Here is a 24,340-nt window from a genome sequence, read left to right as displayed (position 1 = left end):
GATACCTCAATCAGGCGCTGTGGACGCCCACTTCCTTGAGTGAGTATCCCCAGCCGGTGCCGCGGGCGAGGCCGTGGATGCGGACGTAGCGGGCCGGTGTGGCGTTGAACTTGGCCGTGTCCAGGCCGCCGTCACCGGAGGTGGTGGACCAGACGGTCTGCCAGTTCGTGCCGTCGGTGGAGACCTCGATGCGGTACGACTTCCCGTACGCCCGCTCCCAGTCCAGCGTGACGCGGCCGACCCGGTTGGTGGCGCCGAGGTCGACCTGCCACCACTGGTCGTCGCTCCAGTCACTGGCCCACCGGCTGCCGCTGTCGCCGTCGACGGCCCGCCCCGGCTGGTAGCTGGTGAAGGGGTTCCATTCCGACGAACTGGCCGTCGCCGTCTTGCCGTCGGCGAGATTGACCGAGGCTTGGTGCTGCTCGGTCGCACCCCAGGTGTCGAGGTAGGACTGGGCGCCGCGGAAGAGGTCGTTGACCACGTCCTGGCCGCCGTTCTTGCGGATGTCCTCGATCCAGTCGGGGATCATGCCGACGTGGGCGCCGCCGTCGGTGTTGAAGTCGAACGTGCGCTGTCCGGTGGTGAGTTTGTCGATGACCGAGCCGCCGTCGACGCTCTTGAAGGGGTACGTGACCTTGTTCGGAGCGTCCGCGCCGCGTGGGGCGGGGTGGTCGCCGACGCCGTTGAAGTCGGTGCCGAAGCCGTAGCCCACGTGGTACTTGTCGCGCAGTGCCTTGGTGCGGTTCGCCTCCGCGACGAACCCATCCGAACCGTGCATGTACTGGGCGACGAAACCGCCCAGCGAGTAGACGCGTTCGGTCCAGTTGAGGTCCATCCAGCTGTGCGAGGAGATGACGCCGGGGTAGGAGGCGGCATCGAGGATGTCGAGCACCCGGCCGACCGCCTTGACGCTCATGTGGTCGATCTCCAGCATCATCTTGCGCTTCATCATGCCGTGCACGGCGTACTCGCCGAGGTCGGTGAGCCCGCGTTTGTTGCACTGGGCGTCACTGTCGTAGGAGGGGACCTTCACGCCGGCCGGCAGGTCCCCCTCCGCGCTGGAGGACGCGTTGCCGATGGGGTTGTCGTGCTGCGGACCGGTGCACTTCTCGGTCTGCCAGAAGGTGCCGGTCGACAGGAACTGCCCGACGTTGATGGCCGTTCCGAGCCCGCCGGAGTCGAAGCGGACCCCGCAGAGCGCGTTGTCGAACTTGTGGCACAGGAACATGGAGCGCACGCCGAGCCCGTACAACTCGTCCAGGCCCTTGTCGATGTCTGCCTTGCTGCACTGCGGGACGTCCAGGATCTGCTTGCAGCCGAACGGCTCGGAGGTCTCGACACCCAGGATGACCGCCAACTTGCCCTGCTTGATGACGCCTTGGGCCTGTGCGCTGTCGGTGACGATCCGGAACCAGCCCTTGCCCGGGCCGCCGTACATCTTGTCGATGTAGTCCTGCAGGGCGTACGTCATCCTGGCCTGCAGCCTGATCGAGGTCATCTCGTCACAGCTGCGGTCCTTGAAGGGGTAGACCGAGCAGATCACGCCGTTGGTGACGAGGTCGTTGACGAGCACCCGCTGCCCGCCACGCCATGCGCGCTCCACCCAGGCGTAGTAGTCGGCCTGATGGGTCATCGAGTCGTACGCCGGCCAGTCCTTGAAGGTCGGCCAGCCGACCGGGTCGTGCCTGCCGTCGCCGCCGTGGGTGATGTAGTCGAAGATCGCGAGGGTGCCGTCGGGGTAGTGCTCGGGACAGTCCTTGAGGGCGTCGCCGACCCCCTGCTCGGAGAACACCTTGCCGCAGATCAGCCGCCCGCCGAAGGCCTCGTTCGAGAACAGGTGGTTGTGCGCGTCGACGAACCCCCGTACGTCGCCTGCGGAGTTGGTGCCGGTGAACGGCTCACCGGTGACGTCGATCTGGGAGTCCGGGTTCGGGCGCGCGGCCGGGTCCCACCAGTCGTCGGCGGCCACCGAACTCGGCGCGGGGCCGAGCGCCATGGCCAGCACCAGGAAGAGCAGCGACAGCATGGTGACGTTCTTGCGTCGCCGATACCAGCGTCGAGTCAGCGTCACGGCCCACGCCCCTTGGTCGGAGGGATGGCGGGCTCGACCGACCCATCAGGTTGTCATGACCCGCACAATGCATGGGAGAGGATCGCGGCGGTCGCTTGCGGAGTCAAGTGTCTGGGACGCTTGACCTGATGAGCGTCAACGAGAGCGGCGTTTCCGGCGAACGGCTGCGAGCCGGAGAAGCCGACTGACGCGAGCCCGGCGGCCAGCTGCTGCCGGAAAGTCGCTGGTACCGGGTCACAGAGACCGGCGCCTTCCTGGGAGACGCCTGGGAGACGTTGACCGAACGCCTGGTGCGCCGGCCGCCGGTCCCGAGCCAGTTCCAGATTCCCGCACTCCCGCACTCCAGCGCGAGGTCGTCAGCGGCTGAGATCTCGGGGCGTGCACCGCGCGCTGTGCGCCTGGGTGCCGTATCCGTAGAGGCCGGCGCGAGATGCCGGACTCCTTGCCGTCGCGCCTGCCCGGCCTTATTCGCCTTTCGGGCGCGGCCGAGTGGAAGTTAGTGTTCGCGCAGCGAGCGACTCCAGCGGTACACGAGGAGCGAGGAGCGAGGACATGGTCGGTCGTCAGAGCACGCGTTGACATCTGTGGCCGTGAGCGGCCTGTCATCGCGTGCTGCCCTTGATCCGCGGCACAGCGAGCCTTCCTTTCCCGCTGCCTGAAACGGCCCGGTGCACCTTGTCTGTCGTGTGCCGGGTGGCGGGTCTCGTCTTCCGTGATCTCAGGGGTCCTTGTGCCGTCCTCCTCCTCTTCCCTTCCCGCCTCCGCGTCCCGTTCCGGCCGGCCTGCTGGTCGTCCGTCAGGCCTGTGGCGGGACTTGGACTTCCGTCGGCTCTGGGCGGGCCAGACTGCCTCCCAACTGGGGGAACACGCAAGCCTGGTGGTTCTGCCGCTCTTCGCCGTCCTGACGCTCCACGCCGATGCCGGTGAGTTGGGCGCCCTGCGAGCCGTGGGACAGGCACCGATCTTGTTGCTGTCGCTCTTCGTCGGCGCGTGGGTGGACAGGTGGCGTACCCGCACGCTGATGGTGCTGGCCGACGCCGGCCGGGCCCTGGCCCTGAGCGCCGCAGCCGTGGCCGGTCTCCTCGGTGCGCTCGGCCTGCCGCAGCTGCTCGTGATCGCCTTCGCCGTCGGAGCGCTGTCCGTGTTCTTCGACGTGGCGTATCAGGCGTCCTTGGTACGGCTGGTGGAACGCGATCAGCTGGTACGGGGCAACAGCGCGCTCGAGGGCAGCCGGTCCGCCGCGCAGATCGGCGGCCCCGCCCTCGGTGGCGCGCTGGTGTCCATGCTCTCGGCGCCGATCGCCGCCGCATCCAGTGCCGTGTTCTTCGCGGTGTCATTCCTGTCGATCCGGCGGATCGGTCGCCGCGAATGCGTTCGGGAACGTTCGCAGCGCCCTCCCCGGCTCCGGTGGCGAATCCAGGAGGGCCTCCGCTTCGTCGCCGGCGCCCCCTCACTGCGGACGGTGTGCCTCGCATCGGCGGCCTTCCAGCTCTCGTTCGCGGCGGTGATGACCGTCTATCTGCTGTTCCTGCCAAGGAACTTGCACCTGTCGGGCACCGCCGTCGGGCTGACGCTCGCGGCGACGGGACCGGGTGCGCTCCTGGGCGCGCTGCTGGCCGCCCGTCTGCCCGGCCGTTTCGGGTACGGCGTCGTCCTCGTGTCCGCGGCGGCACTCGGCGACGGCGTGTTTCTGTTCGTGCCCGCGCTGGACGGCAGCCCCGCCGTGACGGTTCCCGCGCTTCTCGCGGTCAACTTCGTCTTCGGGACTTTCAGTCAGCTGGTGAATGTCACGGTCATGGCCGTCCGGCAGACTGTCACTCCGGACGCGATGCAAGGCCGCGCTGCCGCGACGATCAACTTCGTCGGCATGGGGCTGACCCCGTTCGGCTCACTGCTCGGCGGCTTCCTCGCGGAAGCGTGGGGGACGCGCACCGGCCTCCTGGTCACCGCCGCGGGCATGCTGCTGTCGCCGGCACTGATGGCCTCGTCCCCGCTCGCCCGCCTGGGCCGGACGCTTCCCGCCCAGGCGGAGACTCCGAGCCCGGACCCGGAAAACGGTTGGCCAGACTGATGATCCGGCTGATAGCTTGCGGTCGAACCGTGACGTGCCGGAGGAGGTGAGACCCATGAACGCTGTATCGAGGTGGGTGCTCCCTCTCACCGTCACGGTGTCCGACTGACCCAGGTGTCGTCGGGAGCGCCTCTCCAACCAGGCACTCCTGAAAGGCGAACACCTATGAACACAGTGACGATCACACGGGTCGCGGAGGCCCGGTGGGAGGCCGTGGCCGAGGGGCTGATCGCCGGTTGCGGCGATGCATCCCACCGGCCCGACGGACGGCTCTTCATCAGCATCGACGTATGGCAGGAAGCGCTCTTCGACCAGCTCGCCAGCGCGATGCTGGCGGCCCTGCCCGAGCCTCTCTACACACTGGTCGGCGAGGCCGACCAGGACTTGAGGTCGAGCTGGGAGCGGCTCGGATTCGTCGTCGGACGCCGTGAGCGGGAGTACGTCCTGCCCAGTCACCCGCGCCGAACCGGGCTCGACGCGCTGCAGCTCCCGGCGGACGTCACGATCCTGCCCGCCGGCGAGGCGGACGAGCGCCCGCTGCGCGCGCTGGACCGCGCGATTCGCGAGGAAGTCGAAGCCACCGTCGGCTGGCATACCATGCCGGCCCAGCTGCTGACCGGCCCGGCCGGGTGCACGCTGGTCGACCCGGCGAAGTACGCTGTCGCGGTCTGCAACGGTGAGTACGTCGGTCTGGTCCGGGTTGTGCCGGTGCGCCGCCGGGCGCGGATCGGGCTGCTCGCGGTACGGGCCGATCAGCGCCGCCGTGGCATCGGACGGGCGCTGCTGACCCACGCGCTGAGGACGCTGCATCGGGACGGGATCGACTCCGCCTGGGCCGAGGTGGACGAATCCAACACCGCGGCGATCGCGCTGTTCGAGGGCGTCGGCGCCCGGCGATCGAGCAGCTACCTGGAGCTGGTGTACCGCTGACGCCTGCTCACGCACCGAAACGAACCGACCCCATCCGACTCACCGACTCACCGACTCACCGACTCACCGACTCGAGAAGAGAGAGACCTTGGCAAGAACAGCTAACGGCCTGGAAATCGAGGGCACCGTCATCGAATGCCTACGCAACGCCAACTTCAAGGTGGAGCTGGAGAACGGGCACCAGGTGCTCGCGCACATCAGCGGGAAGATCCGGAAGAACTACATCAAGATCCTCCCGTACGACCGCGTGCTCGTGGAGCTCAGCCCCTACGACCTGACCCGCGGCCGCATCCTCTACCGCTACCGCAACTGAGCTTCGGAAGCGTGCGTCCGGGAGCCCCGGACGCACGCTTCGGATACCGTGATCACCGTGAGGTCCACAGCCCACGCGGCCCGGGCCACTGAGACGTTCGCCAGGCGTACGGTGCGAAGCTCCTCAAAACGTTCGCAGCCGTACGGCTGGGACCCAAGGTCACGCGCACCATCTGCTCGTCCAGGTCCCGGCCGGCGCCCGTTTCGAAATCTGGGTGCCCGACCTGGAGCGGGCCAGAGCTGGAGCTTGCCCGGTCAGGAAGCGCAGGTGTAGCTGGACGCGCTGGTCAGGGCGCCGGTGCCGCGGTAGCGGGGGTACGTGGGGTAGGAGCACACGGGCTTGGAGTACGTGGCCGTGGCCGGGTCGCTGGTGTTGTAGGCAATCAGCGACTTGCCGGGGGCGACGCCCTTCTCCACCCAGTTGACCAGGTAGCCGGCCATGTCGATGGTCGAGGGCAGTGTCGCGCCGGTGGCGTCCTTGCCGCCGCCGACGTGCCCCTGGTTCGGGTCGACGTAGTACCGAACGTGCCGGTCGAGTGCCTTGTGGCCGTAGGCCGTGGCCCAGCGCTGATACAGGGCCATCTGTGCCCGGGGGTTGGAGATGGCGTCGGAAGCGTTGGTGACCATCAGCAGCTTGCCACCACGGGCGATCCACCGGTCCAGGTCGCTGGAGATGTCGAGCTGGTACGACATCTGCCGCAGCGTGTCCTTCTCCTTCAGAAGGCCGAAGTCACCGACCGCGTAGGTGCCCGCATCGGTACCGGAGAGGTGCGCCTGCAGGACGGGCCAGCCGATGCCGAACCCTGCGGTCTGGGTGGTGGTGGGCTGGGTGGAGCTCCACAGCCAGCCGTTCGCTCCTTCCATGCCCGTGCCCCAACCGGCGTAGTCGGTACGGCCGTTGGCGAGCCGGTAGGGATAGGCGAGGGTCCCGTACATCTTCTTCAGGGTGTCGATCCGCCCGGCGGACAGGCAGTCGCCGGAAGTGTCCTGGGTCGTGCACCGCAGCTTGGCGTAGAAGGCGTCCGAGGCGTGGGTGTCGGGATCGGCCTTGTGGTTGCAGGCGGCGTAGTCGTTGATGACGCCGTCGACCGCGTTGTCCAGGCCGTCACACATGGACAGTACGGTGCGGGCGACGCGGGTCTGCTGTGCCGGCGCGATCCAGGTGGCGCCGGTCGTCTGCCGCGAGCCCAGGTAGACGGGGTTGGGCATCAGGCTGGAGAAGTCGGCCAGCGGGACGGTGACCGCGACGCCGTTGTAGTCGTCGGGGAAGCGCGTGACGGCCTCCAGGCCTTCCCGGCCACCCTGGGAGGTGCCCTGCCAGTAGTTCAGCTTCTGCTGGTGGCCGTACACGAGCTTGAGGACGTCGGTGGCGGCGTCATGGGTCTTCTTGATCTGCTGGTAGGAGAAGTTCAGCCAGGACTCGTCGTTGTACGCCCAGGCCACGCCCTGGCCCTGGTGGCCGGAGTCGCCGCCGTAGACGGCGTAGCCCTGGCCCAGCTGGGTGACGGCCAGGTTGGGGACCGATCCGTCGTTGCCGCCGCCGCCCAACTGCCAGGCGGAGCCGTTCCATTGGGTGGGCACGTCGACGCCGAAGCCGATGTCGGGGGCGGAGGCGTCGACCGAGTTGACCGTGCCGCGCACGGCGCAGTACTCGGGCAGGGTGCCGGAGGCGGCGACGAGGGTGGCGGAGGTGATCGTGGCGCCGTCGGTGCGCAGTGCGATGGCGCTCGCCGGGATCTGCGCTCCGGCGAGGGACGCGCAGCTGATCCGCGGACTCTCCGCGCCCTGCGCGCCGACCTCGGTGGCACCGGCCGCCGAGGACTGTACGACCGACGCTGCGAGGAGAACGGAGACGGAGAGGGCTGAACGACCCAGCCATGTGCGGTTGTTCGGTCTCACTGGGACTCCAATGCGGGATATGCCGGCCCGGCGCGGGGAGGCGCGCCAGGAGTTCTGTGTCGTGCCAGGTGTGCCGATGCGCAGGAAAGAGCGCGCAGGAGAGGGCGTGCAGGAGAGGTGGCATCCGGTCGGCGGGTGACCGGCCGGGCCCAGCAGACCCAACGTCAGCTCCACCACCGTCACCAGGAGCAGGAAGGCGCCGGTGATCCAGGTCAGCTGCGAGCCGACCGGGTGCAGATTCGTCTGGAACAGGCCGTTGAGGTGGCCGGCACGGCGAGACCAACTTGCTCCAGGCACACGGGTATCAGGCCGCCGACGAGTGTTCCGGGGGTCAGCGCCGGGCCCGCTGTCGCGGCTTCCGGAGTGTTGCCGACTGTGGTGGACACACGGATCTCCTGACGGGTAGGGCCGGCCGGGGCAGCTCGCGGGGAGAGCTGGGCCGAGGAGAGGAAAACCCGCGGACGAGATCAGCAGTACACGCGGGATGATCGGGAGCGTTGCGAATGTAGGGCAGTTCTGCGACCGCAGTCAAGAAGTCGCACAACATCGAGGCATAGGCCGGTAGCCTCCACCGCACGGGGCATGCCGTAGCCCCGGAGCGCATGCACAGTGGGGTCGGTTCGACGGCGGCGGATTCGATGACGCGCCCGGCCATGCGCCGCGGGTCGCCGGGGGCGAGGCCGCCCGCGGGGTCGAGCATGCTCTGGAGCGGCAAAGTCAGCGCCACGGTGATCGGTGACGTCGGGGTATCCAGTCCGGAACCGCGAAAGTTGCAGCGTCGTGGACGTCCATCGGCCCTGCCGACGCTCCAGCGCGGCGCACGCCGACGATCTGGCCTGCCGGATCGCCCTCACCTTTGCGAGCCCCCGTCGAGCCCGTTCCCCCTCCACCTCACGGACGTTACTGTTCAGTAGACAACGCCCCGTGCAACCGGAGGTCCCCCATGACGCTCGACCGTGCCGCAGGCCTGGCGGAGTCCGTCCGAGCGCTGGCCGACGGGGAGGTGAGCTCCCGGGTGCTCGTCGAGCAGGCGCTGGCGCGTATCGAGGCGAGCCGGTCCACCGTCAACGCCTTCCGGATCGTGCGGGCCGAGGCCGCTCTCGCCGAGGCCGACGCCGCCGACAAGGAGCTCGCCGCCGGAGTGCGGAAGCCGCTGCTCGGCGTGCCCGTCGCCGTCAAGGACGACATGGACGTCGCCGGCGAGCCGACCGCGTTCGGCTGCGACGGGGAGTTTCCGCTGGTCGCCGAAGACGGGGAGGCCGTACGGCGGTTGCGTGCGGCCGGGGCCGTGATCATCGGCAAGACCAACACCTGCGAGTTCGGGCAGTGGCCGTTCACCGAGGGGCCGGCTTTCGGCGCTACCCGTAATCCGTGGAATCCGGAGCACACACCCGGCGGCTCGTCCGGCGGGTCGGCGGCCGCCGTCTCCGCCGGGCTCGTACCCGCCGCCCTCGGCTCGGACGGCGCCGGCTCCGTGCGCATCCCCGCCTCCTGGACCCACCTCATCGGCATCAAGCCGCAGCGGGGGCGCATCTCGACCTGGCCGCGCGGCGAGTCCTTCCAGGGCATCACCGTCAACGGCACTCTCGCCCGTACGGTCGCGGACGCGGCCCTGCTGCTCGACGCGGCGAGCGGCAACCATGAGCGCGATCCGCACCAGCCACCCCGCATCGACGCGTTCGAGGCGGTCGGGCGGGAACCCGGGCGGCTGCGTATCGCGCTCGCCCTCAAGCCGCCGTTCACCGCCCTGCCCGCGCGCCTGCAGCCGGAAGTGCGGGCTCGGGTCGTCCAACTCGCCGAGAGAGTCAGCGGATTGGGGCATGTGGTGGAGGAGGCCGACCCGCCGTACGGGCAGATCGGGCTCACCTTCATCCCCCGCGCCACCGTCGGTCTCGCCGAGCGCGTGGGCGAGGCACCCTTCCCGGCGCTGCTCGACCGGCGCACCCGTGACGCCGCCCGGCTGGGACGGCTGCTCGGCGGGGCACCGCTGAGGGCGGCGCGGCGTGCGGAGGCGGTGCTGCACCGTCGTATCGGCGGCTTCTTCGAGTCGTACGACGTCATCCTCGCGCCGACCACGGCCGCTCCCCCGCCGCGCATCGGCTCGATGCTTCAACTGAGCGGCTTCGCCACCGACCGGGCGATGATCGCCGCCTGCCCGTACGCCTGGCCGTGGAACGTGCTGGGCTGGCCCGGTGTGAATGTGCCGGCCGGGTTCGTGAGTGGCGGCCTGCCCGTTGGGGCGCAACTGCTCGGGCCGGCCGGCAGCGAGCCGTTGCTGATCTCGCTCGCCGCGCAGTTGGAGGCGGAGCTGCGCTGGCACGAGGCGTGGCCGCCGGAACTCGCGGTGAGCGACTCCCCGGCGGCGTAGGCCCGTTCCGCCCGTACCCTGTGACCATGGACGATGCGTCGATGGTGGGGCTCATGGGGCGGGTCACCGGAACGGTCGGGCCCGGACTCGTCGGCGAGGTGATCGTCCGGGTGCGGGGCGGTGCCGAGCACTTCCTCGCCTATGCGGCGACCAGGACGACCCGGATGGAGCGGGGCACGGTGGTCATGGTCGTGGAGTACCTGCCGCCGAGGACGGTGTACGTCACTGAGGCATACGACAGTTGAGCACCCGAGCCAGCACTTGATTTAACAGGTGAGCCCAACTTCACGCAGGTGAGAGCCTGTTGGCGGGCTGCGCGTCAAGAACGCGACAAGGATTCGTCAGCGTCTTCTACCGGGCTCCGCGCAGGAGCACACTCCCTTCGTTCGGTGCCGAAAGGGCACCATTCAAAGGGGGCGTATGCCGATGATCGTCGGCGTCGTTGCGGGGGTGGCCGTCGTTGCCATCGCCGCGTTGATCGGTCTGTTCAAGCTGATGTGGCGTGTCGCGGAACCCAACGAGGCACTGATCATCTCCGGCTCCAAGCACAAGACGGAGGGACTCGGGGAGGGCATGGGCTTCCGCATCGTCACCGGACGCGGCACGTTGGTGCTGCCCGGTGTGCAGGCGGTGCGCAAGCTCTCGCTCGACCTGAACGAGACCGAACTGCATGTGGACTGCGTGACCCACCAGGGCATTCCGCTCAAGGTGCGGGGCGTGGTCATCTTCAAGGTGGGCGACGACTTCGTGTCGATCGCCAACGCTGCCCGCCGGTTCCTCGACCAGCAGAAGCTGATGTCGGAGCGGGTGCACAACGTCTTCGCCGGTCATCTGCGGTCCATCGTGGGCGGGTTGACGGTCGAGGACATGATCCGCGACCGGGAGAAGCTCACCGGGCAGACCCGCGCGGCCTGCGGCACGGAGATGGAGAAGCTCGGCCTGATCGTCGACTCGCTGCAGATCCACGAGATCGAGGATCCGACCGGATACATCAGCAACCTCGCTCTGCCGCATGCCTCGGCCGTACAGCGGGACGCGCGGATCGCGCAGGCGGAGTCGAACCGGCTCGCCACGGAAGCCGAGCAGCAGGCGATGGCGCGGATGGCGGAAGCCACCCGGGACAGCGAGATCCTGCAGGCCGGCTACCAGGCCGAACGGGACAAGGCAGGCGCACAGGCCCGGCAGGCGGGCCCGCTCGCCGACGCCGCGGCCCGGCAGGAGGTCGTCGTCCAGGAGACGCGGGTCGCCGAACTCGAGGCGCACCGGCGGGAACAGCAGCTCCAGGCCGACGTCCGCAAGCCGGCGGACGCCATGGCCTACGAGAAGCGCACGCTGGCCGAGGCCGAGCGCGACGCACGTATCTCCGGCGCCCAGGCCAAGGCGAAGGAGACGGAGCTCGCGGCGGCGGCCGAGGCGACCCGGGTCAAGGCGGCCGCGGGCGCCGAGGCCGAGGCGACCAAGGCCCGTGGTGCCGCCATGGCGGCCGCCACACGGGCCACCGGTGAGGCGGAGGCGGCGGCCTCGCAGGCCAGGGGCCTGGCGGACGCCGAGGCGACCAAGGCCAAGGGACTCGCCGAGGCCGAGGCCATCAAGGCGAGGGCCGCGGCCCTCGCGGAGAACCAGGAAGCGGTCGTCGCGCAGCAACTCGCCGAGAACTGGCCGGAGATCGTCAAGGCCGGCGCGTCGGCCTTCGGCAGCGTCGACAACATGGTGGTCCTCAACGGCGCCGACGGCATGGCCGACATGCTCGCCAAGGCGCTCACCATGGGCGGCACCGGCCTCGGCCTCGCCCGTCAGCTGCTGGCCTCGATGAATCAGAACGGACAGACACCGAAGGAGACTTCACCGTCCCTGAACGGGATCGCGGCTCCGCCGGCGCAGCGGGTGCCGGTGGAGAAGGAGGGATAGGGGGCAAGTTCCGCGCAGCGTGCCCGGGGGTTCTCGGTTCTTCCGAGGGCCCCCGGCCTTTTGCGCAGGCGCTGTCAGAGGCCGACACCCTCTCCGTCTAAGGTGCCCTCGTGACCGCGTATACCGATGAGAACGTCCCGGGCCGCTACGGCGCCACCGCCACGACCGAGGCCGACCCGCGCCAGGTCGGCAAGGTGCGTACCGAGTACGCCCCCGCGCACGACGGCGACCCCGACCCCGGTGAGATCGTGTGGACCTGGGTGCCCTTCGAGGAGAACGACGGCCGCGGCAAGGACCGCCCGGTCCTCGTCGTCGCCCGCGAGGCCGCCGGCACCCTGCTCGCCGTCCAGCTCTCCAGCAAGCGCCACGACGGCGACCGGGAGTGGGTGGCCATCGGCAGCGGCCCCTGGGACCGCACCGGCCGCGACTCCTGGATCGACGTCGACCGCGTCCTGCGCCTCCACGAGGACGGCATGCGCCGCGAGGCCTGCGCTCTGGACCGGGGCCGGTTCAACCTGGTCCGGCAGCGGCTGGCGGAGCGCTACGGCTGGAGCTGAGGCCGGCGGAGTCGCGGGGCCAGAGTTCTAACGAGCCCAGTCGAAAGGCATCGGCGCACCCTGCGGGATCACCCATGGGTCGGGATAACGAGCCTGACAGCCGGTGCAGCGTGCCACGAACGGGCCGACCTCCGGGTTCGTCAGAACGCTGTAGTGGCCGGAGGGCTGAGCCGGGAGCATGTGACCGTTCGCCGTCGTCTCCAGGCCGGGCCACTGCGGCGAGCATTGGCACGCGCGCTCCACGGCGAACGAGTCGCCGTCGGGACTCTCGGCCGTGCTCTCGAAGAGCTTGGCGAAGGTCTGGCGTATCGACACGTTGACGGCCTCTCCTTGACTGCGCCCGGCTGTCGGGTCCTTGACAGTAACGAGGTCAGGACAGTGCTACCGCCTCTCTTCCAGGGGCCGCCAGATCCGGGCGCAGCGTCGTCCGGAGCTGCTCGAACGCCGTCGGGGTCGGCCGCTGCTGCAGGAAGGCACTGATCTGCCGGGCGCAGTCAGCAGCACCGGCCGTGGTGGTGTCGCACTCCAGGTCGTACAGGCCGTGCGCGTGGACCCGCTCGAACTGCATGGCTGCCAGGCCCTCCGGGCGATCGCCCCGTGCCTGTTCACGGCGCTGGAGTTCCTCCAGCGAGCAGCGCACGCCGACGAGGACGACATCCCTGGCACTGAAGAGTCCCAGGCAGTCCGGCAGCCGCCACTCCTCGCTCAGCACATGGTCGACCACCACGTTGTTGTCGGCCGCGGCCATCCCGGCCACTGCCCGGTGGAAGCCCATCCATGTGCGCCGCAGAAGGTCGGGCAACTCTTCCGGACTGACCACTCGACGCGTTCGCATCGCGTGGAAGGCGTCCACCGGCATGTGGAAGTACGGCTCGTCCAGGATCTGCAGCAGTTCCTTCGCGATGCTGGACTTGCCCGAACTGGACGTCCCGTTCAGGAAGATGATCAGTCCCGGCATTCGGTCTCCTTCGTCGCCGCCACCACCGCCGCCACCGGCCCACCTCGGTGGAATCCGATCATTGTGCCGTCAGCCGATGGTCAACAGGCCCACGCCCAGCGCGATCAGCGCCGCGACCTTCGCCAACTCCAGGCCGACGTAGTAGAAGTGCTCGTGCGATCGGGGCAGGCCCTCGCCCGCCAGGATGCGGTCCGACCTGCGGTTCAGTCGCGGGCGTACCACGAGCAGTTGCGCGAGGAGCAGGACCACCGCGGCGACGACAGGTGTCACGACCGCGGTCGACGCATCACCGGCGACGGCGATCACGATCGCGACGGCGAGTGCGGCCTCGACGAGGTTCAGCGCCCGGAAGACGAGCCGACCGATTCCCAGTCCGAGGGGGATGGTCACGCCGGGGGCGCGGAACTTCAGCGGTGCCTCGAGGAACGAGATCGCCAGCACCATGCCGAGCCAGACGAAGGTCATCGCGACCGCTGCCGCGGCCCACGTGGGGTACATCAAGCGCGCCTTTCTGAAATCTGCCGTCTGCCGTTTACTGCGGTTACTGCGGTGCGGGCGCCAAGTGGGCCAGACACACGTCGGGTTCCGCGAACGGTTCGAGGTCCGTCACCGTCAGTGGGGCACTCATTTCGGCCAACGCCCCCTGCATCAGGGCCAGATGGAGCGGGCACACCAACTGACCGTGCTCCTCGGCGAGTTCGAGGAAAGGACAGTGCCGCAGCCGGATCAGCGACGGCGCTCCACCCTCCTCACCGGCGCTCGTGGAGGCGGCCGGGTCGAAGCCGAGGTCGTTCAGCAGGCCTACGAGCCGGGAGACCGACTCCGCGGCGGTGGGCCGCTCGGACGCCGGCGAAGACTGATCCGCCAGAGAACGACCCCAGGCCTCCCCCGCCTCCACGACCGTGGAGCGCGCGTCGGGTCCCGTGGTCGCCAGCTGGCCGAGCAGCATCCGCGCAAGCATCTGATAGCGGCGGGTTCCGCCCCGGTCCATGCCCGGGCGCGGAGCGTAGACCGTCCGCGGGCGCCCCGGCCCGCAGGGCTCCAGCACCTCGGGCACGACGAGCCCTTGCTCGACCAGCGTCTCCAGGTGGAACCGCACGGTGTTGGGATGGACACCGAGGCGCTCGGCCGCCTCCGCGACACCCAGCGGACCCGAGGCCGCGCGCAGCACGTCGAGGACCTCGCGCCGACGCGGGCTGATGCGCGCGCTCGCACCCTTCACGCCAGCTCACCCCTCTCCGACCCGGTATCCCACCTGGGATTTTTTTCTCCAAACAGCGCCTGTAATAATTCTACGGCAAGCTGTGTGACAGGTGAGCAGGAGGGAAGGGGCAGCCGATGACCAGCGCCGGGCCACAGGGCGACGGAGCGGACGAAGGGCCTGACGGACCGACCGCGCGCATCCTCTGTGACACCGCCGCCTTGGCCGACGCGGCACCGACCGAGGCCGCCATCGCGTGGAAGCTCACCGAGAGCGGACGCCAACTCGACGCCAATCTCGTCCGGTTGACCCCCGGCCGCCATGTCGCCCCGCACGCGGAGCCGGACCTGGATGTGCTCCTGCTCGTCGTCTCCGGCTACGGCTCCCTCGGCGGCCGGCACGTAGACGACGAACCGCAGCCCCTCAGCCCCGGCGCGCTGGTCTGGCTCCCCCACGGATCCACCCGCAGCATCGCCGCGGGCGACGACGGCCTCGCCTACCTGACCGTCCACCGCCGCCGCCCCGGCATGCAGATCGGGCGCCCGCGCTGACAGAACGTACTGCGGAACACACTGACGAAGCGCGCTGACAAAACGCACTGCAAAAGTCATCGCGCCGGTCAGGAACTCATTGGCCCATCCATCCGTCTACCTGGACGAGGCCCCCGCCGCATCCCCCGTCTGCGGGGGCCTCACCACACCGCCGGCCCCTCTACGGCTGAAGCTGCCGCTCGGGAAACGCCCGCACGAACGCCCCGCGCACCGTGTTGCCCGCCGTACGGTCCAATATCCCGAACGCCACATGCTCGAAGGCGCCGACGAAGCGGCCACCGGGTCCGAGCAGTGCTCGGAAGGCGCCCGCCACCTGTGCCGGATCGTTCTGGAACACCCCGCAGCCCCACGCGCCCAGCACCAGTCGGCGATAGCCGTGCACCGCGGCCGTCTCCAGCACCCGCTCCGCGCGCACGGCCAGGGCCTGCGGCAGCTCGTCGGCGCGCTCCGGTGCCGTACGCCTGATCACGCCCGCGTTCGGAGCCGCCGCCGTCAGAAAGCCCGCGGTGCACGGCTCGTCCAGCAGGACGCCGCGGTCGTCACGGAAGACGGGAACCGCCGGTGAGTGGATGACGCGGTCGGTGTAGAACGGGTCGCGGTGGGTTCGGTGGTGGTCGTAGAACTCCCGGACCTCGACCAGGCACGTGTACAGCGCGGAGGCGCGGCACAGGGCTTCCTCCTGCGCCTGGGCGCCGTTGAGGTATCCGCCGCCGGGGTTGCGGGCCGACGCGAAGTTCAGCACCGCGACCTCGCCGCCGAGCCGGCGCGCGGCCTGCAGGCTGCTCTCGCCGGTGACCTCGAAGAACGTGTCGGTGCCGGCCGTCGATGGCACGGTCACCGGATCCGGCCCGTACATCCGCGTCCCCGCCCGAGCCGCCTCGACGGCTCCCGCGATCGACACCTCGCGCCCGTCGGACGCGCGATACACCCCCGCCGCGACGATCTGCTCCGTCTGCTGCGCGATACCGCGCAGGCGCGCGCTCATGGCGCCACCCCCGTGAGCGCCATGCCCGCGCGCCGCGCGATTTCCCCCGTCGTGCTCATGGACCGATCCTGGGCGATGCTGGACATGCCGTGCAACAGAGTTTCCGCGTGCGCGAACGGCCGGGAAAGGTCTGGCGAACGCGTGGAGTGAGGAGATTACCGAGCCAGAACGTGCCGATACGCACCCTTGTGCGATACGGCGTGAGGGTCTTGGGTGGGACGAGTGCTGCCGTCCGGGCACCTGACGGCCCGGGTCGGCGGCACGTTCGAATCTCTGGAGGTTCCTGGCATGTCCGATACGCCGAGTACTCATACGGCGCCCGACTGTACGGAGCCCCGCACCGCCCTCACCCCACCCGAGGTGGAGGCACTGGTCCGGGGCATCTGTTTCAAGACCGGCCCGCCCCGCACCGTCGGGGTGGAAGTGGAATGGCTCGTACACGAGCTGCGCACACCGCAGCTCCCCGTCACAACCGAACGACTCGAAGCGGCCTATGCCGCTCTGCGGAACGTACCTCTGAGGTCGGCGCTCACCATCGAGCCCGGCGGTCAGCTGGAGCTCAGCTCGCCGCCCGCCGCCTCCCTGATGGAGTGCATCCGCACCGTCTCCGCCGACCTGGACGCCGTCCGCTCGGTCCTGACCGGGCAGGAACTCGGCCTCGTCGGCATAGGCCACGACCCATGGCACGCACCCCGCCGGTTCCTGCACGAACCGCGCTACGACGCCCTGGAGGCCTGCCTCGACCGGACCGGACCGGCCGGCCGTCGCATGATGTGCACCTCCGCCTCCGTCCAGATCAGCCTGGACGCGGGTTACGAGGAGCCCGGTCCCCTCGGCCACGGGCGCCGCTGGTGGCTGGCGCACCAGCTGGGAGCGGTCCTGGTGGCCGCCTTCGCCAACTCCCCGCTCGCCGGCCGGCAGCCCACGGGCTGGCGCTCCACCCGGCAGCTGCTGTGGCTGGAGATCGGCCCCGGCAGGGCGGGCGCACCCCCGCTGAACGGCGACCCGCGCCGGGCCTGGGCCCGGCATGTCCTGGATGCCCCGGTGATGTGCGTCCGCAAGGACGACGGGCCCTGGGACGTTCCGGAGGGGCTGACCTTCCGGGAGTGGGCCGAGTCCGGGGCGCCCAGGCCACCGACCCGGGAGGATCTCGACTACCACATCACGACCCTGTTCCCGCCGGTCAGACCGCGCGGGTTCCTCGAAATGCGCATGATCGACGCGCAGCCCGGCGAGGACGGGTGGATCGTCCCGCTCGCCGTGACGGCGGCGCTCTTCGACGATCCGGAGGCCGCCGAGACCGCCTACCGCACTGTGAAGCCCCTGGCCGAGCGGGCACTCGGGCTGCCGGCGCCGCACAATCCCCTGTGGATCGACGCCGCCCGCCACGGCCTGGCCGACCCCGAACTGCACGAGGCGGCCATCACCTGCTTCGCCGCGGCGGTGGAGGCCCTGCCCAGGATCGGCGCCACCAGCGAGGTCACGGACGCCGTGGCGGCGTACCTCGACCGCTATGTCATCCAGGGCCGCAGCCCGGCCGACGATCTGCTGGACCGGGTGCGCGGCACCGACCGGCGCCCGCATGGGAAGGACATCCGCACATGACCGACCCCGCCATCGACGAATCCACCACGGAGGACTCGTTCATCGACGCGGAGACGCTCCGCGAGCGGGCGCTGACCATGCTCGTCACCGCTCGTGACCGCACCACGCTCCTGACCAGCTGCGTCGAGGAGCCCGATCTCACGGCCCAGCACTCGCCGCTGATGTCGCCGCTGGTGTGGGACCTGGCGCACATCGGCAACCAGGAAGAGCTGTGGCTGCTGCGGACGGTCGCGGGACGCGAGGCGATGCGGCCCGAGATCGACGGCCTCTACGACGCCTTCGAGCACCCGCGCTCCGAACGGCCCTCGCTGCCGCTGCTGCCGCCCGCCGAGGCGCGCAGCTACGCGTCCGAGGTGCGCGGCCGTGTGATGGACGTGCTGGAGGGCGCCGCCTTCCACGGGACGCGGCTGACCGAGGCGGGCTTCGCCTTCGGAATGATCGCGCAGCACGAACAGCAGCATGACGAGACGATGCTGATCACCCATCAGCTGCGCAAGGGGCCGCAGGCCCTGACCGCCCCCGACCCGGATCCGGTTCCGCTGTTCACCGGACCGGCCGAAGTCCTCGTTCCCGGCGGCCCGTTCACCATGGGCACCTCGACCGAGCCGTGGGCGCTGGACAACGAACGCCCGGCGCACCGGCGCGAGGTGGCGTCGTTCCACATCGACACCACGCCGGTGACCAATGGCGCCTACCAGGCGTTCATCGAGGACGGCGGCTACGAGAACGAGCGCTGGTGGACGTCCGAGGGCTGGGCGCACATCCGCAAGCACGGCATCCGGGCACCGCAGTTCTGGCACCGCGACGGCAAGCAGTGGCTACGGCGCCGCTTCGGCGTCACCGAGGTGGTGCCGAGGGACGAGCCGGTGCTGCACGTGTGCTGGTACGAGGCGGACGCCTACGCCCGCTGGGCCGGCCGGCGGCTGCCCACCGAGGCCGAGTGGGAGAAGGCCGCCCGCCACGACCCGGCGACCGGCCGCTCCATGCGCTACCCGTGGGGCGACGGCGACCCGCAGCCCGAGCACGCCAACCTCGGCCAGCGTCATCTGCGCCCCGCTCCCGCCGGCAGCTACCCGAAGGGCGAATCTCCGCTGGGTGTACGGCAGTTGATCGGCGACGTGTGGGAGTGGACGTCGAGCGACCTCGCACCGTACCCGGGCTTCGAGGCCTTCCCGTACAAGGAGTACTCGGAGGTGTTCTTCGGGCCGGACTACAAGGTGCTGCGCGGTGGCTCGTTCGCGGTGGACCAGGTGGCCTGCCGGGGCACGTTCCGCAACTGGGACTACCCGATCCGGCGGCAGATCTTCTCCGGCTTCCGCACCGCCCGTTCCGCAGGAGACGCCTGATGTGCCGTCACCTCGCCTACCTGGGCCCCGAGGAGACGCTCGGCAGCGTCCTCGTCGACCCCGCACACAGCCTCTACCGGCAGTCGTGGGCACCCCGGCACCAGCGCCACGGCACGGTCAACGCCGACGGTTTCGGGGTGGGTTGGTACGCCGAGGGGGACCCGGCACCGGCCCGCTACCGCCGGGCCGGGCCCATCTGGGCGGACCTGTCCTTCGCCGACCTCGCGCGCGTCGTGCGCTCGGGGGCCGTACTGGCCGCCGTCCGCGATGCCACCCTGTCCGGGGCGGACGCGGAGGCCGCGGCGGCACCGTACGTCGCGGGGCCCTGGCTGTTCAGCCACAACGGCGCGGTGAAGGGCTGGCCGGGTTCGCTCGCCCCGCTCATCTCCGCCCTGCCCGCCGTCGACGTGCTGTCGCTGGAGGCCCGCAACGACTCGGCGCTCGTCTGGGCGCTGATCCTGGCTCGGCTGCGCAACGGCGACGACGAGGGCCAGGCCCTGGCCGACACGGTCCTGGAGGTCGCCGAGGCGGCCCCCGGCTCCCGGCTCAACCTGCTGCTCACCAACGGCGAAACGATCACCGCGACCACCTGGGGCGACACCCTCTGGTACCTGTCCCAGCCCGGCCGCAGCACCGTCGTGGCGTCCGAGCCCTACGACGACGACCCGCACTGGCAGGAGGTCCCCGACCGCACCCTGCTCGCGGCGAGCCGCACCGACGTGCTGCTCACCCCCCTCAAGGAGCCGAGCGACGCCCCGGCCCCCGCACTGCCGAAGGAGCCCCGTACGTGAGCCCGTTCCTTCTCACCCGCACCCTGCCCGAGGACGCCACCGACGCCGCCCTGCGCGCCGACGTCCAACAGGGCCTGACCGGCACGCCCAAGACGCTGCCGCCGAAATGGTTCTACGACGCCCAGGGCAGCGAGCTGTTCGAGCAGATCACCGAGCTGCCCGAGTACTACCCGACGCGCGCCGAGCGGGAGATCCTCATCACCCGCGCCGGTGAGATCGCCGCCGCGACCGGCGCCCGCACTCTGATCGAGCTCGGCTCGGGCTCCTCCGAGAAGACCAGGCATCTGCTCGACGCCCTCACCGGCCTGGACACCTACGTCCCGGTCGATGTCAGCGAGAGCGCGCTCACACAGGCGGGCGAGGCCCTCGTCGCCGAGCGTCCGGACCTCCAGGTCCACGCCCTGATCGCCGACTTCACGGCGAGCCTGACCCTCCCGGACACGCCGGGCCCCCGGCTGATCGCGTTCCTCGGCGGCACGATCGGCAACCTGCTCCCGGCCGAACGCGCCGCCTTCCACACCGCGGTCCGCTCCCTCCTCTCCCCCGGCGACGCGCTGCTCCTCGGCACGGACCTGGTCAAGGACGAGAAGGTTCTGGTCCGCGCCTACGACGACGCGGCCGGCGTGACAGCCGCCTTCAACAAGAACGTCCTGACCGTCGTCAACCGCGAACTCCGCGCCGACTTCGACCCCGACGCCTTCGACCACGTCGCCCTGTGGGACTCCCACAACGAGTGGATCGAAATGCGCCTGCGCTCGCGCGCGGCGCAGACGGTGAAGATCCACGCGCTGGACCTCGCGGTCGACTTCACCGACGGCGAGGAACTGCGCACGGAGATCTCGGCGAAGTTCCGCCAGGAGGGCGTGCGCGCCGAACTGTTCGCTGCCGGGCTGGAGTTGACCCACTGGTGGACGGATGAGGGAGGACGGTTCGCGCTGTCGCTGAGCGTGGCGCGGTAAGCCGCGACAGCACGGTTGGGGCAGGTGCCGGGTTCGGCACCTGCCCCTTCTCATGTGCACGTGAGTCCGGAAATTCTTCGAAACATTCGGAACCAACTTGGGTCGCATGCAGGCAGTTTGAGCCACCAGAAAAGAAACAATCCGCAGGCTAAGTTACTTCGAATGTTTCGAGCTTCCAACGAAACTATTGACGCTTGACGGGGACAGGCCAACACTGGCGGACCAAAACCCGCCCTCGGACCCGAGGAGGAACCCCCCATGAATGGCACACCCGTGAACGGCGCACCCGCACACCCGATGAGCCGCAGGGCCGCCTGCGGTCTGCTGCTGGGCACGGCCACGGCGCTGGCGCTGCCCGGTACCGCCCGTGCCGCGACCGTCATCACCACGAACCAGACCGGAACCAACAACGGCTTCTACTACTCGTTCTGGACGGACGCGCAGAACACGGTCTCCATGACCCTGGGCAACGGCGGGAACTACAGCACCAGTTGGAGGAACACCGGCAACTTCGTCTGCGGCAAGGGCTGGAGCACCGGCGCCCGCCGGAACGTCAGTTACTCGGGCAGCTTCAGCCCGTCCGGCAACGGCTATCTGTCGCTGTACGGCTGGACGTCGAACCCGCTCGTCGAGTACTACATCGTCGACAACTGGGGCACCTACCGGCCCACGGGCACGTACAAGGGCACCGTCACCAGCGACGGCGGAACGTACGACATCTACATGACGACGCGGTACAACGCCCCGTCCGTGGAAGGCACCAAGACCTTCAACCAGTACTGGAGCGTGCGTCAGTCCAAGCGGACCGGGGGCACCATCACCACCGGCAACCACTTCGACGCATGGGGCCGCGCCGGGATGCCACTCGGCAGCTTCAAGTACTACATGATCCTCGCGACCGAGGGTTACCAGAGCAGCGGCAGCTCCAACATCACGGTGTCGGGATGAGCGGCAGCCGACGGTGTCCCGCGTCACGTCGTTCTCTCACGACGGGGCTGGGCGCCGCCCTCGCGCTGGTCGTCGCGGGCACCCTCACCGTCCACGCCGTCCCGGCGCAGGCCGCCACCTGTACCGGCTACGTCGGACTCACCTTCGACGACGGCCCGTCCGGCAACACACCCAACCTGTTGAACGCGCTCCGGCAGAACGGCCTGCGGGCCACGATGTTCAACGAGGGCCAGTACGCCGCCGCCTACCCGGCCCAGGTCAGGGCCCAGGTCGCCGCCGGCATGTGGGTCGGCAACCACAGCTACACCCACCCGCATCTGACCCAACTCGCGCAATCCCAGATCGACTCGGAGATCGCCCGCACCCAGCAGGCCATCGCGTCCGCGGGCGGCGGTTCGCCGAAACTGTTCCGTCCGCCCTACGGCGAGACCAACGCGACGGTGAAGACGGTCGAGGCCAAGTACGGTCTCAGGGAGATCATTTGGGACGTGGACTCGCAGGACTGGAACGGCGCCGGCACCGACGCGATCGTCGCCGCCGCCGGACGGCTCACCAACGGCCAGATCATCCTCATGCACGACTGGCCCGCCAACACGGTCGCCGCGATCCCGCGTATCGCGCAGGGGCTTGCGGCGCGGAATCTGTGTGCCGGCATGATCTCTCCGCAGACGGGGCGCGCGGTGGCACCGACGTGATCCTCGTGACCCGCCGTACTACCTGAGCCTCATGAGCGCCTCGGCCTCCGGCCGGGCGTCCGCCCGCACCACGGACGCCCGGCCGGAGGTCAACTGCATTCGCGGCGAGGTTAATTCAGCCTGTTCAGGACGTCGGTGATGCGGCGGGAGGCCCGGCGCGCCTCGGTGGCCGGGTCGGCTCCCGTGAGCACCTTGGTCATGTACTGCTTGATCGGGTTGTCCGCCTCGACCGCGCCCCACTGGGGCGTGCTGGGCGTGGCCCGGCCCTGCGCGGCCCCGGCGGCCATGGCCGCGACCCCCTCCTCGCCGGCGACATGCTTGGCGAGGGTCTTCTTGTTGGGGACGTAGTTCATGGTGCGGGCCAGGTCGGTGTCCCACCTGGCGCTGGTGAGCGCGGCGACGACGGCGACGGCGCCGTCGTGCTCGCGGGTGTTGTTCGGTATGACGAGGTCGGAGCCGCCGGTGAAGACGGCGCCGGGATGGGCGGCGGTCCGGCCGGGTACCGGGAAGAAGCCCAACTGCCCTTCAGGCCCGGGTTCTGCTGGACGACAGTGCGCGCGAGGCCCGGGACCGCGACCATCTGGGCCACCTGGCCCTTGGCGAACACGCCTGCCTGCGGTGGGTGTTCCTCGTCGGCGCCGGTGGGTCCGTCGCCGAGGGCCTGCAGGTGCCGGTAGAAGTCCATGCCGCGCAGGGCGGCCGGGGTGTCCAGAGTGCCGCGCCAGCCCTCGCCGTCACCGTCGTCGGCCAGGTCCCCGCCCTCGTCCCAGATGAACCCGGCGAGGGTGTACCAGTCCTGTCCGGCGAGGTAGATGCCCTGGCTGCCACCCGAGTTGAGCTTCTCGGTGGCGTCGAGCCACTGCTCCCGGGTGCGGGGGGCGGTCTCGATGCCGGCCTGTGCGAAGAGGTCCTTGCGGTAGACGACGACCCGGTTCGCGGCGTACCAGGGAATGCCGTACTGGTGGGAGAGGAACTGTCCCGGCTCGGCGAGGCCGGGCAGCCAGCTCTCGCTCCCCCAGCGCAACGCCGACTCCAGTGTCAGGTCGAGCAGCCGGCCTCCCTCCACGTACTGCGGCACCTGGGTGTTGCCGACCTCGATGACATCGGGGCCTCCTCCGGAGTCGGCGTCCAGGGCTGCCTGCACCTTGGGCCCGATGCCGGTCCACTGCTGGATGCGGACATTCAGGCGGAGGTGCGGGTTGTCACGTTCGAACGCCGAGGTGAACCGCCGCAGAAACGCCTGCGAGGCGCTGTCCTTCATCAGCCATGCCGTGACGGTACGTCTGCTCTGTCCACCGGGTTCGAGCCCGCACGCACTGACGAGACCGACGGAGGAGAGGGCGAGGAGGCGACGACGTCTCACGAGGGGTCCTTCTGTCTGACGGACAGGGGAAAGGGCCCGACGTGGGGGGACGAGCCCAGGGGCTCGCACGGGTCGTCCGGGATTTTGGTATGGACCAATGCGGGAGTCAAGGGGGTGCGAAAGCCGCGCTGGTGGAGGAAGGTGGCGCGTTGCGACGGACCGCAAACGCGCGGCGGCCGGCGCACCCCAGGATGCACCGGCTGCCGTCACGTCATGGTGGGGTCAGACGTTGACCCCGAAGTCCGAGGCGATGCCGGCCAGGCCGGACGCGTAGCCCTGGCCCACCGCGCGGAACTTCCAGTCGCCGCTGTGCCGGTACAGCTCACCGAAGACCATCGCGGTCTCGGTCGAGGCGTCCTCGGAGAGGTCGTAGCGGGCGATCTCCTGGCTGTTCGCCTGGTTCACCACCCGGATGAAGGCGTTGCGGACCTGGCCGAAGCTCTGGCCTCGCGCTTCCGCCTCGTGGATGGAGACCGGGAACACGATCCGGTCGATGTCGGCCGGCACGCCCGCGAGGTTGACCTTGATGCTCTCGTCGTCGCCCTCGCCCTCACCGGTGAGGTTGTCGCCGGTGTGCTCGACCGAACCGTCCGGGCTGCGGAGGTTGTTGTAGAAGACGAAGTGCTGGTCCGAGGCGACCCGGCCGGAGGTGTTGAGCAACAGCGCGGACGCGTCCAGGTCGTAGTCCGCACCGGTGGTGGTCCGCACATCCCATCCCAGACCGATCAACACCGCGCTCAACCCCGGCGCTTCCTTGCTCAGCGACACATTGCCGCCCTTGCCCAGGGAAACTCCCACGGCTCATTCCTTCCGATCGCGGCT

Annotated in this window: 22 protein-coding genes and 1 pseudogene; 14 read left to right on the top strand and 9 right to left on the bottom strand. The window is 69.8% G+C overall.

From position 1 onward, the window contains the following. Positions 1–10 precede the first annotated feature (10 nt). Positions 11–2,026, bottom strand: coding sequence for a discoidin domain-containing protein (locus ACGFYN_RS26835; protein WP_393868442.1), 2,016 nt, complete (start codon positions 2,024–2,026; stop codon positions 11–13). 775 nt (positions 2,027–2,801) lie between these two features. On the opposite strand from ACGFYN_RS26835, the gene ACGFYN_RS26830 reads away from it, so the two are divergent. The 3 genes from ACGFYN_RS26830 (at position 2,802) to infA (ending at position 5,385) form a co-directional block, all read left to right on the top strand. Then, positions 2,802–4,142: an MFS transporter gene (locus ACGFYN_RS26830; protein ID WP_393868418.1), complete on the top strand. Its 1,341-nt coding sequence runs from the start codon at positions 2,802–2,804 to the stop codon at positions 4,140–4,142. 165 nt (positions 4,143–4,307) lie between these two features. Next, a complete protein-coding gene (locus ACGFYN_RS26825; protein WP_393868417.1) occupies positions 4,308–5,072 on the top strand; it encodes a GNAT family N-acetyltransferase in 765 nt (254 codons plus the stop codon). Positions 5,073–5,160: 88 nt separating this feature from the next. Beyond that, a complete protein-coding gene (gene infA, locus ACGFYN_RS26820) occupies positions 5,161–5,385 on the top strand; it encodes a translation initiation factor IF-1 (protein WP_393868416.1) in 225 nt (74 codons plus the stop codon). 254 nt (positions 5,386–5,639) lie between these two features. On the opposite strand, the gene ACGFYN_RS26815 is transcribed toward infA, so the two are convergent. Then, positions 5,640–7,580, bottom strand: coding sequence for a tannase/feruloyl esterase family alpha/beta hydrolase (locus tag ACGFYN_RS26815; RefSeq protein WP_393868415.1), 1,941 nt, complete (start codon positions 7,578–7,580; stop codon positions 5,640–5,642). Positions 7,581–8,226: 646 nt separating this feature from the next. Between ACGFYN_RS26815 and ACGFYN_RS26810 the strand changes: the two genes are divergently transcribed. The 4 genes from ACGFYN_RS26810 (at position 8,227) to ACGFYN_RS26795 (ending at position 12,116) form a co-directional block, all read left to right on the top strand. Continuing rightward, positions 8,227–9,651 (top strand): amidase, encoded by a 1,425-nt coding sequence (locus ACGFYN_RS26810; RefSeq protein ID WP_393868414.1) that lies wholly within the window; start codon positions 8,227–8,229, stop codon positions 9,649–9,651. A gap of 26 nt (positions 9,652–9,677) precedes the next feature. Then, positions 9,678–9,896 carry a hypothetical protein gene (locus tag ACGFYN_RS26805; protein WP_393868413.1) on the top strand — a complete coding sequence of 73 codons (219 nt, stop codon included), beginning with the start codon at positions 9,678–9,680 and terminating at the stop codon, positions 9,894–9,896. Between the two features lie 175 nt (positions 9,897–10,071). Continuing rightward, positions 10,072–11,559: an SPFH domain-containing protein gene (locus ACGFYN_RS26800; RefSeq protein WP_393868412.1), complete on the top strand. Its 1,488-nt coding sequence runs from the start codon at positions 10,072–10,074 to the stop codon at positions 11,557–11,559. A 110-nt stretch (positions 11,560–11,669) separates the two neighbouring features. After that, positions 11,670–12,116, top strand: coding sequence for a type II toxin-antitoxin system PemK/MazF family toxin (locus ACGFYN_RS26795; protein ID WP_393868411.1), 447 nt, complete (start codon positions 11,670–11,672; stop codon positions 12,114–12,116). 27 nt (positions 12,117–12,143) lie between these two features. On the opposite strand, the gene ACGFYN_RS26790 is transcribed toward ACGFYN_RS26795, so the two are convergent. The 4 genes from ACGFYN_RS26790 to ACGFYN_RS26775 form a co-directional block, all read right to left on the bottom strand. After that, positions 12,144–12,431: a hypothetical protein gene (locus ACGFYN_RS26790; RefSeq protein WP_393868410.1), complete on the bottom strand. Its 288-nt coding sequence runs from the start codon at positions 12,429–12,431 to the stop codon at positions 12,144–12,146. A 55-nt stretch (positions 12,432–12,486) separates the two neighbouring features. After that, a complete protein-coding gene (locus tag ACGFYN_RS26785; RefSeq protein WP_393868409.1) occupies positions 12,487–13,074 on the bottom strand; it encodes a chloramphenicol phosphotransferase CPT family protein in 588 nt (195 codons plus the stop codon). A 69-nt stretch (positions 13,075–13,143) separates the two neighbouring features. Continuing rightward, positions 13,144–13,572, bottom strand: coding sequence for a hypothetical protein (locus tag ACGFYN_RS26780; protein WP_393868408.1), 429 nt, complete (start codon positions 13,570–13,572; stop codon positions 13,144–13,146). A gap of 43 nt (positions 13,573–13,615) precedes the next feature. Beyond that, positions 13,616–14,296: a helix-turn-helix transcriptional regulator gene (locus ACGFYN_RS26775; RefSeq protein WP_393868407.1), complete on the bottom strand. Its 681-nt coding sequence runs from the start codon at positions 14,294–14,296 to the stop codon at positions 13,616–13,618. A 116-nt stretch (positions 14,297–14,412) separates the two neighbouring features. Here ACGFYN_RS26775 and ACGFYN_RS26770 point away from each other — a divergent pair, with 116 nt between their 5' ends. Beyond that, positions 14,413–14,826: a cupin domain-containing protein gene (locus tag ACGFYN_RS26770; RefSeq protein WP_393868406.1), complete on the top strand. Its 414-nt coding sequence runs from the start codon at positions 14,413–14,415 to the stop codon at positions 14,824–14,826. Positions 14,827–14,986: 160 nt separating this feature from the next. Here the strand turns inward: ACGFYN_RS26770 and ACGFYN_RS26765 are convergent, their stop codons facing one another. Next, positions 14,987–15,811, bottom strand: a complete 825-nt coding sequence (locus tag ACGFYN_RS26765; protein WP_393868405.1) for a TIGR02452 family protein — start codon at positions 15,809–15,811, stop codon at positions 14,987–14,989. Between the two features lie 288 nt (positions 15,812–16,099). Here ACGFYN_RS26765 and egtA point away from each other — a divergent pair, with 288 nt between their 5' ends. From egtA to ACGFYN_RS26735, 6 genes are all read left to right on the top strand, one after another. Further along, on the top strand, positions 16,100–17,416 hold the full coding sequence (gene egtA, locus ACGFYN_RS26760) for an ergothioneine biosynthesis glutamate--cysteine ligase EgtA (RefSeq protein WP_393868404.1): 1,317 nt from the start codon (positions 16,100–16,102) through the stop codon (positions 17,414–17,416). Further along, positions 17,413–18,762 carry an ergothioneine biosynthesis protein EgtB gene (gene egtB, locus ACGFYN_RS26755; RefSeq protein ID WP_393868403.1) on the top strand — a complete coding sequence of 450 codons (1,350 nt, stop codon included), beginning with the start codon at positions 17,413–17,415 and terminating at the stop codon, positions 18,760–18,762. The genes egtA and egtB overlap by 4 nt, the downstream gene beginning before the upstream one ends. Continuing rightward, complete coding sequence (egtC, locus tag ACGFYN_RS26750) at positions 18,762–19,553, top strand: ergothioneine biosynthesis protein EgtC (protein WP_393868402.1); 792 nt, start codon at positions 18,762–18,764, stop codon at positions 19,551–19,553. The genes egtB and egtC overlap by 1 nt, the downstream gene beginning before the upstream one ends. Continuing rightward, complete coding sequence (gene egtD, locus ACGFYN_RS26745; protein ID WP_393868401.1) at positions 19,550–20,512, top strand: L-histidine N(alpha)-methyltransferase; 963 nt, start codon at positions 19,550–19,552, stop codon at positions 20,510–20,512. Before egtC ends, egtD begins: the two co-directional genes overlap by 4 nt. Positions 20,513–20,770: 258 nt before the next feature. Beyond that, positions 20,771–21,460, top strand: a complete 690-nt coding sequence (locus ACGFYN_RS26740; RefSeq protein WP_393868400.1) for a glycoside hydrolase family 11 protein — start codon at positions 20,771–20,773, stop codon at positions 21,458–21,460. Further along, positions 21,457–22,155: a polysaccharide deacetylase family protein gene (locus ACGFYN_RS26735; protein WP_393868399.1), complete on the top strand. Its 699-nt coding sequence runs from the start codon at positions 21,457–21,459 to the stop codon at positions 22,153–22,155. The genes ACGFYN_RS26740 and ACGFYN_RS26735 overlap by 4 nt, the downstream gene beginning before the upstream one ends. Before the next feature lie 110 nt (positions 22,156–22,265). On the opposite strand, the pseudogene ACGFYN_RS26730 reads toward ACGFYN_RS26735, so the two are convergent. Together ACGFYN_RS26730 and ACGFYN_RS26725 are read right to left on the bottom strand one after the other, a co-directional pair. After that, positions 22,266–23,518, bottom strand: a pseudogene (locus ACGFYN_RS26730) (extracellular solute-binding protein). Between the two features lie 222 nt (positions 23,519–23,740). Next, positions 23,741–24,316, bottom strand: coding sequence for a TerD family protein (locus ACGFYN_RS26725; protein WP_393868398.1), 576 nt, complete (start codon positions 24,314–24,316; stop codon positions 23,741–23,743). Positions 24,317–24,340: the final 24 nt, after the last annotated feature.

The organism is Streptomyces sp. NPDC048419 (genome assembly GCF_043200415.1).
In the GTDB taxonomy this organism is placed as follows: Bacteria; Actinomycetota; Actinomycetes; order Streptomycetales; family Streptomycetaceae; genus Streptomyces.
Note: the sequence above shows the minus strand (reverse complement) of the source record. Positions and strands in the feature narration are given on the sequence as shown.

Bases quoted from the DNA above. Each gene is read 5' to 3' on its own strand.
- ACGFYN_RS26835 (WP_393868442.1), bottom strand. From the start codon at position 2,026: ATGCTGTCGCTGCTCTTCCTGGTGCTGGCCATGGCGCTCGGCCCCGCG.
- ACGFYN_RS26825 (WP_393868417.1), top strand. From the start codon at position 4,308: ATGAACACAGTGACGATCACACGGGTCGCGGAGGCCCGGTGGGAGGCC.
- ACGFYN_RS26810 (WP_393868414.1), top strand. From the start codon at position 8,227: ATGACGCTCGACCGTGCCGCAGGCCTGGCGGAGTCCGTCCGAGCGCTG.
- ACGFYN_RS26805 (WP_393868413.1), top strand. From the start codon at position 9,678: ATGGACGATGCGTCGATGGTGGGGCTCATGGGGCGGGTCACCGGAACG.
- ACGFYN_RS26800 (WP_393868412.1), top strand. From the start codon at position 10,072: ATGCCGATGATCGTCGGCGTCGTTGCGGGGGTGGCCGTCGTTGCCATC.
- ACGFYN_RS26785 (WP_393868409.1), bottom strand. From the start codon at position 13,074: ATGCCGGGACTGATCATCTTCCTGAACGGGACGTCCAGTTCGGGCAAG.
- ACGFYN_RS26780 (WP_393868408.1), bottom strand. From the start codon at position 13,572: ATGTACCCCACGTGGGCCGCGGCAGCGGTCGCGATGACCTTCGTCTGG.
- ACGFYN_RS26770 (WP_393868406.1), top strand. From the start codon at position 14,413: ATGACCAGCGCCGGGCCACAGGGCGACGGAGCGGACGAAGGGCCTGAC.
- ACGFYN_RS26765 (WP_393868405.1), bottom strand. From the start codon at position 15,811: ATGAGCGCGCGCCTGCGCGGTATCGCGCAGCAGACGGAGCAGATCGTC.
- egtA (WP_393868404.1), top strand. From the start codon at position 16,100: ATGTCCGATACGCCGAGTACTCATACGGCGCCCGACTGTACGGAGCCC.
- egtB (WP_393868403.1), top strand. From the start codon at position 17,413: ATGACCGACCCCGCCATCGACGAATCCACCACGGAGGACTCGTTCATC.
- egtC (WP_393868402.1), top strand. From the start codon at position 18,762: ATGTGCCGTCACCTCGCCTACCTGGGCCCCGAGGAGACGCTCGGCAGC.
- ACGFYN_RS26740 (WP_393868400.1), top strand. From the start codon at position 20,771: ATGAATGGCACACCCGTGAACGGCGCACCCGCACACCCGATGAGCCGC.
- ACGFYN_RS26735 (WP_393868399.1), top strand. From the start codon at position 21,457: ATGAGCGGCAGCCGACGGTGTCCCGCGTCACGTCGTTCTCTCACGACG.